Annotated in this window: 13 protein-coding genes; 2 read left to right on the plus strand and 11 right to left on the minus strand. The window is 69.6% G+C overall.

Going from position 1 to position 12,097, the window contains the following annotated elements; translation table 11 throughout:
- Positions 1 to 24 precede the first annotated feature (24 nt).
- The 9 genes from IEW85_RS11600 to IEW85_RS11640 form a co-directional block, all read right to left on the minus strand.
- Entirely contained in the window at positions 25 to 1,665 is a 1,641-nt protein-coding gene (locus tag IEW85_RS11600; RefSeq protein ID WP_229658992.1) for an ATP-binding cassette domain-containing protein, read from the minus strand.
- 46 nt (positions 1,666 to 1,711) lie between these two features.
- Entirely contained in the window at positions 1,712 to 2,536 is an 825-nt protein-coding gene (locus IEW85_RS11605; protein WP_188685887.1) for an energy-coupling factor transporter transmembrane component T family protein, read from the minus strand.
- On the minus strand, positions 2,537 to 3,367 hold the full coding sequence (locus IEW85_RS11610) for a histidine kinase (protein WP_188685889.1): 831 nt from the start codon (positions 3,365 to 3,367) through the stop codon (positions 2,537 to 2,539). It lies immediately after the preceding gene.
- Positions 3,364 to 4,428: a nucleoside hydrolase gene (locus IEW85_RS11615; RefSeq protein WP_188685891.1), complete on the minus strand. Its 1,065-nt coding sequence runs from the start codon at positions 4,426 to 4,428 to the stop codon at positions 3,364 to 3,366. The genes IEW85_RS11610 and IEW85_RS11615 overlap by 4 nt, the downstream gene beginning before the upstream one ends.
- 105 nt (positions 4,429 to 4,533) lie before the next feature.
- Positions 4,534 to 5,016, minus strand: a complete 483-nt coding sequence (locus tag IEW85_RS11620; protein WP_188685893.1) for a hypothetical protein — start codon at positions 5,014 to 5,016, stop codon at positions 4,534 to 4,536.
- A gap of 213 nt (positions 5,017 to 5,229) precedes the next feature.
- Complete coding sequence (gene purM / locus IEW85_RS11625) at positions 5,230 to 6,375, minus strand: phosphoribosylformylglycinamidine cyclo-ligase (RefSeq protein WP_188685895.1); 1,146 nt, start codon at positions 6,373 to 6,375, stop codon at positions 5,230 to 5,232.
- A 3-nt stretch (positions 6,376 to 6,378) separates the two neighbouring features.
- Positions 6,379 to 7,938: an amidophosphoribosyltransferase gene (purF, locus tag IEW85_RS11630; RefSeq protein ID WP_188685896.1), complete on the minus strand. Its 1,560-nt coding sequence runs from the start codon at positions 7,936 to 7,938 to the stop codon at positions 6,379 to 6,381.
- Positions 7,925 to 8,215, minus strand: a complete 291-nt coding sequence (locus tag IEW85_RS11635; RefSeq protein WP_188685898.1) for a hypothetical protein — start codon at positions 8,213 to 8,215, stop codon at positions 7,925 to 7,927. Before IEW85_RS11635 ends, purF begins: the two co-directional genes overlap by 14 nt.
- A gap of 95 nt (positions 8,216 to 8,310) precedes the next feature.
- A complete protein-coding gene (locus tag IEW85_RS11640; RefSeq protein ID WP_188685900.1) occupies positions 8,311 to 8,661 on the minus strand; it encodes a helix-turn-helix domain-containing protein in 351 nt (116 codons plus the stop codon).
- Between the two features lie 200 nt (positions 8,662 to 8,861).
- On the opposite strand from IEW85_RS11640, the gene IEW85_RS11645 reads away from it, so the two are divergent.
- Together IEW85_RS11645 and IEW85_RS11650 are read left to right on the plus strand one after the other, a co-directional pair.
- Complete coding sequence (locus tag IEW85_RS11645) at positions 8,862 to 9,647, plus strand: DUF5819 family protein (protein ID WP_188685902.1); 786 nt, start codon at positions 8,862 to 8,864, stop codon at positions 9,645 to 9,647.
- A complete protein-coding gene (locus tag IEW85_RS11650) occupies positions 9,644 to 10,702 on the plus strand; it encodes an HTTM domain-containing protein (protein ID WP_188685903.1) in 1,059 nt (352 codons plus the stop codon). The genes IEW85_RS11645 and IEW85_RS11650 overlap by 4 nt, the downstream gene beginning before the upstream one ends.
- Here IEW85_RS11650 and IEW85_RS11655 read toward each other — a convergent pair.
- Together IEW85_RS11655 and IEW85_RS11660 are read right to left on the minus strand one after the other, a co-directional pair.
- Positions 10,641 to 11,054 (minus strand): sterol carrier family protein, encoded by a 414-nt coding sequence (locus tag IEW85_RS11655; protein ID WP_188685905.1) that lies wholly within the window; start codon positions 11,052 to 11,054, stop codon positions 10,641 to 10,643. The genes IEW85_RS11650 and IEW85_RS11655 overlap by 62 nt on opposite strands.
- Positions 11,054 to 12,067, minus strand: coding sequence for an asparaginase (locus IEW85_RS11660; protein ID WP_188685907.1), 1,014 nt, complete (start codon positions 12,065 to 12,067; stop codon positions 11,054 to 11,056). Before IEW85_RS11660 ends, IEW85_RS11655 begins: the two co-directional genes overlap by 1 nt.
- Positions 12,068 to 12,097 lie beyond the last annotated feature (30 nt).

Here is a 12,097-nt window from a genome sequence, read left to right on the forward strand (position 1 = left end):
TCCTTTCCGTTCAGGATGTGGTGGTCAGTGGTCGTGGTCCGGCCCGCGATCCTGCGGCGCCAGCCGGAGGCGTCGGTGCGCGATCTGCTCGGCCCAGGCCTGGTCATGGGTGGTGGTCAGTACGGCGGCCCCGGCCTCGGCCACCGTGCGCAGCAACCGGCTCAGCCGCTCCATCCCGGCCTGGTCACGGCCCAGGGTGGGCTCATCCAGCAGCAGAACCTGCGGACGCAGCAGCAGCGCCGTGGCGATCACCAGGTCCTTCTGCCGAGCGGGGGAGAGGTCATAGGGGTGCGACTCCGCCGCCTCGGTCAGCCCGGTGCGCTCCAGCAGCTGCGCGACGACGCCGGCCCGTGCGGACCGAACAGCGGCACGGTCCCGACGGCGGTGGCGCGGCAGCGGCACGGAACGCTCCAGCTCTGCACGGACTGTGGAGGCCGAGAGCTGCGCGCTCGGGTCCTGGCCCACCCAGGCCAGAGTCCCCGCGCGGCGGTGGGCCGGCAGGTCGTCCAGGGCCAGGTCCGGTCCATCGGTCTGCCCGATCTGAGGTTGTCCGGTCCAGGTCTGCCCAGCCACGTCCTGCCCAGCCACGTCCTGCCCAGTCCGGTCCGCTTCAGCCCGGACGGGCCTGGCCCGGATTGAGCCGGTGATCTCGGCCTCCCGGTCCAGCAGCCCGGCCAGGGCGCGCAGCAGCGTGGACTTGCCCGATCCGTTCGGCCCCTCCAGGGCGACGATCTCGGCCGGAGCCAGCTCCAGCCGGAAATCCTCGAGGATGGGGGTGCCCCCGCGGGAGACGCTGAGCTTCTCCACGGAGAGCAGCGGGGGCGCAGCCTCGCCGGTCTCCCCGCTGCCCGATGTGTTGAGATCCCGGGAACTGGGCTCGGCGTCGGGGTCTTTCTCCGGAACTGAACACATCGGCGGAAGCTGGGGCTCAGACTGCGACTGACGCGGCAGAGTGCACCACACGCCGTGATCCTCCAGGGAGTCCTCGTCCTCGCAAGCCTCCACCAGCCGACCCTTCCGCAGGAAGGCCCGGCGCTCGCCGGCCGCACTGAGCTCATCCTCCTGGTGGCCAGCGATCAGCACAGCGCCGCCGTCCCGGCAATACTGCCGCAGTCCCTGAAGCAGAAGCCCTCGGGCCCGCCCATCCAGGGAGAGCCCCGGCTGATCCAGCACCAGCAGCTCAGGGCGCAGCCCCAGCAGCCCGGCCAGGGCCACGATCTGCCGCTCTCCGCCGGAGAGCGTATCCAGCCGCCGGTCCAACAGGTGTTCCCCGCCGAGCGCGGCCAGCGCCGCCTCCGCCGCGGCATCGGAGGCACGCCGCCCCTGGTCCGCAGACCCAGTTCTCGCGACAGAACCAGCCGTCAGGAACCGCCCGGGCAGCCGCAGCTCATCGCGCACATAGCTGGTCATCCCGGTCTGCTGGGCCTCGGGGTCATCGCCCAACATCACGAGGCCGGCCCCTGCCGCACTGGCTCGGCGGGTGCCGCTCATCCTGCCCCGGTCCTCCAGGAGTCCTGCGGCCAGCCGGCAGAGCGTGGAGATCCCGGAGCCCTGCGGGCCCAGCACCGCCACCATCTGCCCGGGGAGGATCTGCAGGTCCACGCCGCTCAGCGCAGCCGACTCCGCACCGCGATGGTGGAAGCCCGCCCCGGCCAGCTCCAGCACAGGCGCGGCCCTCTCCTGCCTGGAACTCGCCAGCCCAGCTTCATCATCACGCACTGGAATCACCTTCTGCCCGCAGCTCGATCCCCACCAGAGACAACAGATCCCCCGCAGTGGGCAGCACCAGAACACCCGCCACCGACGCCGTCACCAGGCCCACGCTGAGCAGCGGTGCTGCCCAGCGCAGCAGCCGCTGGGGGCCGGCGTCGTGGTGATCCTGCAGCGGGGCTGGCCGTGCCGAACGCCCGAACCCGCGCTGGGTGAGGGTGTCGTGGCGCTGATCCAGCTGAACCAGTGCGGCGGTGAACAGTCCGCCGAGGATCCCGGGCAGCAGGCGCAGCCGCACTGAGAGCCGCTCGGTGTCCCAGCCGCGGGCGGCACGGGCGGTCAGGGCCTCGGCGGTGCGACGCCGCAGCAGCGGGATCAGGCTCATCGCCGCGGAGCAGACATAGGCGATGCTCAGGGGCAGGCGAAGCCGCAGCATCCCGTCGAAGACCCGGGCGGCGTCGGCGCTGAAGGCGAAGAGCGCGCAGACTCCGATCATCGCGGCCACCCGCAGCCACAGCTGCAGTGCCACGGCCAGGCCCTCCGCGGTGGCCGCGGCCGGTCCCGCGCTCCAGAGCACGGTGACCTCCTGCCCCGGGTAGAAGAGTCCCTGGATGATGCCCACCATGATCAGCATGGGACCGGCCAGCACTGTCAGCGTGAGCAGCCAGCGCGCCAGGCTGACTGAGGAGGACAGCACAGCCCAGGCCGCGGCGCACAGCAGCACAGCGGCCGGAATCAGGGGTGAGGGGATCCCGAAGACCACCAGCAGTCCGCACAGCAGCAGGACCAGCTCAGTGGCGGGATGCAGCCCGTTCGGACGGGGCATTCAGCCTGTGGGCAGCGAATGCCGGGTGAAGGGATGCCGTCCCAGCAGGCGCAGCGGCAGCGCACGCAGCACCAGCAGGGCCAGCAGGAAGATCAGCGCCTTATCGGCGGTGTCGGAGAGCAGGCTCTGCAGCGTGGTCGCATAGAGCATCTCCAGTCCGGCGGCCTGCATCGTGGCCACCACACCGCCGGTCCCGACGCCGAGCCCGCCGCCGAAGACGAAGGCGGCCACCGGCGCGCCCAGCGCACCTGCCGGGATGCCCGCCACCAGGCCGATCAGCACCGCGGACCAGATGGCGCGGAAGGCGCCGATCCGGGCGGCCCAGCCGGCGGCGGCGCCGATGAAGGCGGCCCCTGCGGTGAAGGCGATGACGGTTGGGTTGATGGTCACGCCCCAGATGACATTGGTGAGGACCCCGGTCAGCGCTCCGGCGGCGGGCCCGGCGATCACGCCGACCACCACGGAGCCCAGGGCGTCCAGGTAGAGGGGGATGGGGGTCATCGTGCCGACGATCTGTCCGACCACGATGTTCAGCGCGATGGCCGCGGGCATCAGCGCGAGGAAGCTGCGCGGGATCAGCGGGAGGGCGCCGGCGGCGATCAGCAGGCCGCCGGTCAGATAGCCGAGCATCACCCAGAGAGTGGTGTGCCCGAGGTCGTGGCCCAGAGTGGCGGGCTGGGTCATCAGCACCGTGACATAGGTGGCGATGATGGCGGCGGCTCCGGCGGCCACCAGGGCGTGTGCCCACAGCGGGGCGGGGATCGTGGTTTCTCCGGGATCCGCGGCCGTGGCGGCGGACCCCTGCCCAGAGGCGCTGGCAGGGGAGGTCATCGTGGTCCTCTCGTCAGGGATGCGGTCAGGTGGTTGAGGAAGGTCTCGGCGTCGATGCTGCGTATGATCTCGGCGGTGGCGGGAAGGTCCCAGCGGCCCAGCCAATCCGCGACGGTCTCACCGCGGGTCAGCGTTCCGGTCAGTTCGACGCCGACCGGCGCCAGGGCGCTCTCAGCCCAAGGGATTATGCCGGGTTCCGGGCGGGCTGGCGAATTGCGCGCCCACTCCACGGCGGCGGCCAGGACGTAGGGGTCGTGGATATGGGCCAGGTATCCGTGGCCGTCGGCCTGGTGGAACTCGAAGTAGAAGCGCAGCGCCTCGGCCAGCTGAGTCAGGAAGGCGGCCCACTGAGGGGAGGTCGCCGCCGAGGTGATCTGCTCCAGGCGCTGCGGGGTCAGCGCTACGGCCTCGGTGGCCTCGATGGGCCCGATCACCGGCAGGTGGGCGCCGTCGTGCTGGGCGGCCTCTCCGAAGGCGTCGAGCACGCGCTGGGCGGCCTCGGGGTCGTAGGTGATGTTCCATTCGGTGGTGGGCCGGGTGTTGCCGCGGTGGTTGAAGGCCCCGCCCATGATGAACAGCCGCCGGATCAGCCGCGGCAGCTCGGGCTCCAGGTCCAGGGCGAGGGCCAGATTGGTGCAGGGGCCGGTCACGACGCCGATCAGCTCGCTCGGGTGCTGCCGGGCCGCCTCCACCCAGGCCCGGGCGGCGTCGGGGGAGGTGCTGCTGGGTGAGTCGCTGCTCTCGGAGGGTTGGGGGCCGGCGTCGGGAAGGGGGATCTGGGGGAGCTGGGCGTAGCCCACGCCGGTGTCCCCGTGGGTCTCCTCGGCGTAGTCGCTGGTCTCGGCCAGCGGATGCTCGGCGCCGATGTGCACCGGGAGGTCGCGGCGGCCGGCCAGCTCGAGCCATCCCAGCGTGTTCTTCGCGACCTGCGCGGTGGAGACGTTGCCGCCGCTGGCTGCGATGCCGGTGATCGTCACATCGGGTCGACAGAAGAGGTAGCCCAGGGCGACGGCGTCGTCGATGCCGGGGTCACAGTCCAGGAACAGCGGGATGGAGGTCATGACCCCATTCTGACGGGTCGAGCGGGGTTTCTGCCCTTTCCGGCCGTTCCTCACGGTCAGAAGGGTTGAAACCCCGCTCGAATCAGGAGAACTGCTTGGGCCGGATCAGAAGACCGGCTCGAAGGGCTGCACGACGGTGAAGACCTCCTCATAGAGCTCGACCTGCTCCTCGGTCCCCGACTCGGGCGGGCCCACGGACAGCTGGCCGTCGGAGTCCTCGTAGACGAAGAACTGGACGCTCTCGACCTCCCCGTCAGGGCCAGAGAAGTAGAAGGACTGGTCAGCCTGCCCGAAGTAGTCGCCCTTGGCGAGCTCCTCCAGGTCCACGGTCACCTCGGAGTCGCGGGTGTCTCCGTCGGTGAGCACAGCGTCGGTGCCGACGTAGGAGATGCCCCAGTCGTAGGACTCGGCGTCGCCCTCCCACTCGAAGGTCAGCTCCTGGCTGTCCAGGGTGGCGCTGAGGGAGGTCTCCAGGTGGTCCTCCTGCTCGGCGGAGCCGGCGGCCGCTGCCGGAGCTGCGGCGGACAGGGTGAGGGCTCCGGCTGCTGCGGCAGAGATCCAGATGCCGTTGGTCGTACGAGTGGCCATAGCGTGGTCACGCTCCGTTCGTCTCGACTGCGTCGGCCGCCTCCCACGCTCCCCGACCGAGCGCGCTCGGAACAAGAGGTGTCAGGGAAAAGCCCCATAACGATGCTGTCACGACGGCGTCCGAATGCAGTTCGAGCGAGGCTGTGGCCCTTCTGGCGGCCGGCAGCCGCATCAGAAGAGCCGAAGCCTCGCTCGAATCCGAAAGTGAGGAACTCAGGCGTAGGAGCCGCGCAGCAGCACGCCGCCGCCGTCCACGCCCTTGGCGCCCTGGACGAAGTCATCGTCCGCGCCGGAGACGTCCTCCGGGGAGTACTCGCTGACCTCACCCATGACCCAGGCGCTCTGACCTGCGGCGTTCAGGTGGGCCACGGCCGCATCGGCCTTCTCTGGGGCCACAACGGCCACCATGCCCACGCCCAGGTTCAGCGTGCGCTCCAGATCGGCCTGGGGCACCCCGCCCAGCTCGGCCACCACGCTGAACACGGCAGGCCAGGACCAGGTGGAGCGGTCCACAGTGGCCATCAGGCCGTGGGGCAGCACGCGGGCCAGGTTTGCGGCCAGACCGCCGCCGGTCACGTGGCTGAAGCCGCGCACCGGCAGGTCCTCGCCCAGCGGTCCTTCTGTCGGGTCGCCGTTGAGTGCGGTGATCAGGTCCAGACAGGGCTGGGTGTAGAGGCGGGTGGGCTCCAACAGCTCCTCACCCAGGGTCCGGCCGAACTCCGGAACTTCGCGGCTCCAGTCCCAGCCTGCCGAGGAGATGACGCGACGGACCAGTGAGTAGCCGTTGGAGTGGATGCCGGAGGCCTTCATGCCGATGACCACGTCACCGGCGCGGACCCGCTCCGGGCCGAGTACGGCGGAGGCGTCCACCACGCCGGTGGCGGCACCGGCGACGTCGTACTCATGCTCGCCCAGCAGGCCTGGGTGCTCAGCGGTCTCCCCGCCCACCAGCGCGGTGCCGGCCTCTGCGGAGGCCTTGGCGATGCCGGAGACGATGTCGGCGATCCGCGTGGGCTCCACCTTGCCGCAGGCGATGTAGTCGGTCATGAACAGCGGCTTGGCGCCCATGACCACGATGTCGTCCACCACCATGCCCACCAGGTCGAAGCCGATGGTGTCGTGCTTGTCCATGGCCTGGGCGATGGCCACCTTGGTTCCCACACCGTCGGTGGAGGTGGCCAGCAGCGGGCTCGGGAGCCGCTTGAGCTCCGAGGCGTCATACAGCCCGGCGAAGGCTCCGACGCCGCCCATCACCTGGGGACCGTGGGTGGCCTCGATATGGGCCTTCATCAGTTCGACGGCACGGTCCCCGGCCTCCACGTCCACACCGGCGGAGGCATACGTGATGGGTTCGCTCAAGGGTCAGACCTTCTCTTTCAAGGGGCGTTCGTTCTCATCCAGTTCGAATTCGGCGTCCGGGCCCGGCTCGCAGCCGGTCTGGGCGGGCTTGCCGGCACTGGGCTGTTCCAGCAGCAGCTTGCCGCGGCGCTCCTCCGGAGGAAGCTCGATCGGGTACTCCCCGGAGAAGCAGGCGGTGCACAGACTGGAGCGCGGCTGGCCGGTGGCGGCGATCATGCCGTCCTCGGAGATGTAGGCCAGCGAGTCCGCGCCCACGGCCTGGGTGATCTCCTCCATGGTGGCGCCGTTGGCGATCAGCTCCGCGCGGGTGGCGAAGTCGATCCCGTAGAAGCAGGGCCACTTGATCGGCGGGGACGAGATCTTCACGTGGACCTCCTTGGCCCCGGCCTCCTTGAGCATCCGCACGATGGCCCGCTGGGTGTTCCCGCGGACGATGGAGTCGTCCACGACCACCACGCGCTTGTCCTTGACCACATGGGCCTGCACGTTGAGCTTCAGCCGGATGCCCAGCTGCCGCAGCGTCTGGGAGGGCTGGATGAAGGTGCGGCCCACATAGGAGTTCTTGATGAAGCCTTGGGCGAAGGTCAGCCCGGACTCCTCGGCGTAGCCCACCGCCGCGGGGGTGCCGGACTCCGGCACCGGGATCACGATGTCCGCGTCGTGGGAGTCCTCGCGGGCCAGCTGGCGGCCCATCTCCACACGGGATTCGTAGACCGAGCGGCCGTTGATGGCGGCGTCGGGACGGGCCAGGTAGACGTATTCGAAGGCACAGCGGGCCGGTGCGGAGTCGGCGAACCGGTGGGAGCGCACGCCGTCGGCGTCGATGGCGATGAACTCACCGGGCTCGATCTCACGGATCACCGAGGCTCCCACAGTGGCCAGTGCCGACTGCTCGGAGGCGACCACCCAGCCCCGCTCCAGCCGGCCCAGCACCAGCGGGCGCACGCCCTGCGGATCGCGGGCGGCGTAGAGCGTGTTCTCGGTCATGAAGACCAGGCAGAAGGCGCCCTTCAGTGTGGGCAGCAGGTTCAGCGCCTGCTCCTCCAGGTCCTCGCCGGGCTGATCCTTCAGCAGCGCGGTGACCAGGGCGGTGTCGGTGGTGTTGCCGTGGCCCAGCTCCCCGAAGGAGGGCTTGGTGCCGTGGCGCTCCACCAGTCGGTCGTAGAGATCGGCGGAGTTGGTCAGATTGCCGTTGTGCCCCAGCGCCACCGTGCCGAAGGGGCTGTCGCCCAGCGTCGGCTGGGCATTGGACCACTGGTTGCCGCCGGTGGTGGAGTAGCGGCAATGCCCGACGGCGATATGGCCGTTCAGAGCATTCAGCGTGGACTCGTCGAAGACCTGCGAGACCAGGCCTATGTCCTTATACACCCGGATGGACTGTCCGTCGGAGGCTGCGATGCCTGCCGACTCCTGACCGCGGTGCTGCAGGGCGTAGAGCCCGTAGTAGGTGAGCTTGGAGACCTCCTCGCCCGGGGCCCAGACGCCGAAGACCCCACATTCATCCTGCGGAAGCGGGTCCTCGTCGAGGAGATTGTGGTTGAGCCGGCCGTCAGCTCGGGTCATTCTGAGTCCTTGTCGCGGTGTAGGTGCGGGTGCGACGGCGGGAGCGCCGTTCCAGGAACAACCAGATGCCGGCCGCGACCGACACCGTTGCCAGGGAGAGCACGAAGGTGAGGTAGCCGATCGATGCGGCCACTGTGTAGTCCTCGCTCGGACCGGTGACCAGTACGACGACGACGGCGGCCACCAGCGCTGCCAGCACGCCGGCCACCAGGAAGGGGACCAGCTTGGGCGTGGGGCGGACCGTCACCTGGCGATCAGCTGGGACCTGAGAAGACATGTCTTCAGTCTACCGGCCTGCGAGCATCCCTGCTGTCCCCGGTCAGCGGCCCAGCATCCGCGCCGCTGAGGGCCCGGTCGCGTTCCGACGCCGGCTCAGCCGCGATCCGCGCGCCGGTTGGGGTGCGGCTCCTCGCCGGCCTGCCGCTCGGCGTCGTCGACCTGCTGCTCCGCATGTTCCAGGAGGCTGCCGCTCAGTGGGGCGATGAGCTCGGCGATATCGGTCTCCAGCGTCTGGGCCAGCCGCAGCAGCGCGCCCAGGCGGGGGTTGGCCGGGGTCTGCTTGGCCTGATCGCTCAGTCCGCGCTCCAGCAGGCTCAGGTGCTGCAGGGAGATGTCGGACTCGAGGGCGACGTGCTCCAGGGAGAAATGCCGGTCCTGGCGCAGCTGCCGCAGCCGCGCGCCGAAGGCGACGGCTTGCTCAGCACTGGGTCTGGGATTCGGCACCCACCCACTAAAGTCTCGAGGTCAGCGAAAAGTCTTCAATGCATACATGGAATCTGCAGTGCCTATGTGTGCCGGAGACATGGCGAAGTGAGCGTTAGGCTGGCTCGGCAGAGGCCGCGCCACACACGCAGCGGGTGGCTGTACAGACTTTCGGTCCGTGCGCCCGTCCGCTCTCGGCCGTAGCCAGAAAGAGAGAAGACGTGGACGATCGCTCAGCGGAACAGAGGCGGGCCCTGAAGAGGATCCCGCTGGGAGCACGGCTGTTCGCCGGACTGTTGGTGCTGGTCATGGCGGTGCACACTGTCATCATCGGCGTCTGGGCAGCCCCGCGGACCCCCATCCAGGATGAGATCGGATCGGAGAACGTCCGGTCCTATGTGCTGCCCTGGTTCGAGCAGAACTGGTCCATCTTCGCCCCCAACCCCCGCCGGGTGGCCGTGACCTTCGAGGTCCGGGCCATGATCGAAGACCCGGAGACCGGCGAGGAGATCGTCACCGACTGGGTGGACATGGTTGAGGGAGAGGACCAGATCGTCCGCTACAACCCCGCCCCGCCGCGCACCTCCAAGATCGCGCGGCGCACCACCGACAACCTGAACTCCGCTCGGTCGCCGATGAACGATGACCAGCTCAACCAGCTGCAGGCGAACTACGTGGAGGCCCCCGTCGAGCAGCTGCGAGACGACCTCCTGTCCATCGACGGCGGTGCCGACGCCGACCAGGTGGACGCCTACATGTCCCTGGACGAGGTGGCGGTCAGCCTGGCCACCGGGATGGCACATCACGCGTGGGAGGGCGAGATCGTCCACGTCCAGTACCGGACCACACATCGTCCGGCTCCCAGCTACGCCCAGCGCGAGGAGATGACCGTGGATGACACCGATCGCGGTATCCGTGAGTACGGCTGGCGCGCCCCTGCCGACCTCGCCGAGGAGCAGATCGAACTCTTCGAGCCCTATGCCCGGCAGGCAGGTGATCTCGGATGAGCGCGCCGCAGAAGAGCCCCCTGCGTCAGGCCGCCGAGACCTCTGTGCTCCGCCCGGCCGAGGAATGGTCCCTGCGCGCCCAGGCCTGGCTGCTGCTGGGCAAGCACGCGCTCTACGGGCTCTCGGCGGCACGCATCCTGGTGGGTGTGGCGCTGCTGGGCCTACTGATCAGCAACTTCGGCGATCGTTATGTGCTGTGGGGGCCGGCGTCGTTCTGGGCCGAACCCCACCGTGAGACCTCCGAGTTCGGAGCTCTGCTGGGGATCTTCTCCACGCAGAGCCCGGCCCTGTTCACCGTGTTCTACCTGGCGCTGATGGCCGTGACGGTGGCGGTGATCCTGGGTTGGCGGACCCGCCCGATGATCCTGCTGCTGGTCCTGGGCATGGCCGGACTGGTGGAGCGCGCCGACACCCTGGGGGATCAGGGCGACAACATCGCGCGCATCGGCCTGACCCTGATGCTGCTGATGAACGTGACCGCCCATTGGTCGCTGGACGCGCGCCGCCGGCGTCGGGCGCAGTCCCGCGGGCAGCTGAGCGTGTGGCAGAAGCTCTGGCACGGACTGCCGGTGCTGCCCCGGTGGATCACCGATCCGCTGCACAATGTGGGGCTGATAGCCCTGGCCTGCCAGATCTTCATCCTCTATACGGCCTCTGCACTGTTCAAGGTCCAGGGCGATCTCTGGCAGGACGGCACCGCGCTGCACTACCCGCTGAGCCTGCACGAGTACGGGGTGTTCCCCTGGCTGAACAGCGTGCTCACTGCGGATCCGTATATGGTCACCGTGCTGACCTACGGCTCCATCTTCGTCCAGATGTTCTTCGCTGTGGGGCTGCTGCATCCGGTGACCCGCCGGCTGGCGCTGCTGGGGATCATCTTCTTCCATGGCGGCATCGCTGTGCTGATGGGCCTGCCCTGGTTCTCCCTGGCCATGCTTGCCTTCGACGCCATCTTCGTGTCCTCGCTGACCTGGCGGCGTCTGCAGCTGCTGGTCAGGCGGAGCCGCGCCCATCGGCGTCGTCGGCGTCGATCCTCAGCCGCAGCAGCGGAATGACGTCGCTGAGGTCCGCGCGGATGCCCGAGGCGGAGATCTCGGAGGCTGAAGCGGCCTGCTCCCAGCTGCGCCGGCCCAGCGCCAGCTCCAGCCAGGTCTGAGCGGAGAGCTCCACGACGTTCGGCGGCGTACCGCGGGTGTGGGTGGGGCCCTCGATGCACTGGGTGACGCCGAAGGGCGGCACTCGGACCTCCACCGAGTTGCCCGGGGCGCGCTCGGCCAGCTCCTCGAGCAGGTGGCGCACTGCGGCCGCGGTCACCTTGCGTCCGGGATCCTCCCCGCAAGCCTGCGACGCCGACCACTGCTGAACTGCTGCCCGGCCCTGTTCCGCGCTGATCCGGCGTCGGGCCATCACAGGTGGGCGAGCAGCTCGGGGGAGAGGCGGATGCTGCCGACCTGCTCGCCGTCGATGCCGCCGGTGATGGGCCTGATGATCTTCTTCAGCACCGGGCCCAGCGCGTCCACCTCGACCACGCCCTGACCGGCCAGCAGAGACAGCGCCACCAGATTGGAGGCGCGTTGGCTGCCGTCGAGGACCTTCACCGCGGCCGTGGTGCCGTCCGGAGCGGCGACCACCAGCACGCCCTCGGCGCCGAGCTTGGCCAGCAGGCCCAGGTCTTCCATGACCACAGTGTTGGCCTCATTGCGGCCGTGGACAGCCCAGGGATAGTCGAGCATCGCCTGATTGACGGTGAAGGCGTGGACCTCGGCGTCGCGCCGGGAGGTGGCCGAGGCGACCGTGCCGAAGCCGCGGGCCAGCCCGGCCAGCGAGATGGAGGGGGCGGGGGCGCCGCAGCCGTCCACACCGACCACGCCGGGGGTCTCGCCGCAGTACTCCTCGATGACCTCCAGGGCCGACTGCTGCAGAGGGTGCTCCGGCTTGGTGTAGGTGGCCAGGCGCCAGCCCTGGGTGCGGGCGGCGGCAAGGAAGGCCACATGTTTGCCCGAGCAGTTGAAGGCCAGAGGTGTCTTCTGCTTGCCGGCCTCGATGTGGACCTTCAGGTCCAGGTCACGGGTGGGCAGCGCGGCCGGGCACCGCAAATCCGACTCCTCCAGGCCCTCATCGGCCAGGACCTGGGCGGCCAGCTCCTGGTGCTTCCGCGACCCCACGTGGGAGCCGCAGGCCAGCGCTACGGCCTCCGGGGAGATCAGCGCGCCGGCGCGCAGCGAGGCGATGGCCTGGAAGGGCTTGAGCGTGGAGCGCGGGAAGATCGGCTTCTGCGGGGCGCCCACGGACTGCAGGGTCTCGCCTCCGGGGCCGATCACCACGGCGGAGCCGATATGCCGGGATTCCACCGCCCCGGCTCGGGTGGCCACGGCGAGCTCGGCGGATTCTGCGACGGTTGCGGTGTCTGCGCTGCTCATGGGCTCCAGTCTACGGGCGTCATCCCGCCG

Source organism: Nesterenkonia cremea (assembly GCF_014642675.1).
Taxonomy (GTDB): domain Bacteria; phylum Actinomycetota; class Actinomycetes; order Actinomycetales; family Micrococcaceae; genus Nesterenkonia; species Nesterenkonia cremea.

What these genes read in the sequence shown, in the direction of transcription:
- IEW85_RS11605 (WP_188685887.1), bottom strand. Translation starts at nt 2,536, where the DNA reads ATGCCCCGTCCGAACGGGCTGCATCCCGCCACTGAGCTGGTCCTGCTG.
- IEW85_RS11610 (WP_188685889.1), bottom strand. Translation starts at nt 3,367, where the DNA reads ATGACCTCCCCTGCCAGCGCCTCTGGGCAGGGGTCCGCCGCCACGGCC.
- IEW85_RS11615 (WP_188685891.1), bottom strand. Translation starts at nt 4,428, where the DNA reads ATGACCTCCATCCCGCTGTTCCTGGACTGTGACCCCGGCATCGACGAC.
- IEW85_RS11620 (WP_188685893.1), bottom strand. Translation starts at nt 5,016, where the DNA reads ATGGCCACTCGTACGACCAACGGCATCTGGATCTCTGCCGCAGCAGCC.
- purF (WP_188685896.1), bottom strand. Translation starts at nt 7,938, where the DNA reads ATGACCCGAGCTGACGGCCGGCTCAACCACAATCTCCTCGACGAGGAC.
- IEW85_RS11635 (WP_188685898.1), bottom strand. Translation starts at nt 8,215, where the DNA reads ATGTCTTCTCAGGTCCCAGCTGATCGCCAGGTGACGGTCCGCCCCACG.
- IEW85_RS11650 (WP_188685903.1), top strand. Translation starts at nt 9,644, where the DNA reads ATGAGCGCGCCGCAGAAGAGCCCCCTGCGTCAGGCCGCCGAGACCTCT.
- IEW85_RS11655 (WP_188685905.1), bottom strand. Translation starts at nt 11,054, where the DNA reads ATGGCCCGACGCCGGATCAGCGCGGAACAGGGCCGGGCAGCAGTTCAG.
- IEW85_RS11660 (WP_188685907.1), bottom strand. Translation starts at nt 12,067, where the DNA reads ATGAGCAGCGCAGACACCGCAACCGTCGCAGAATCCGCCGAGCTCGCC.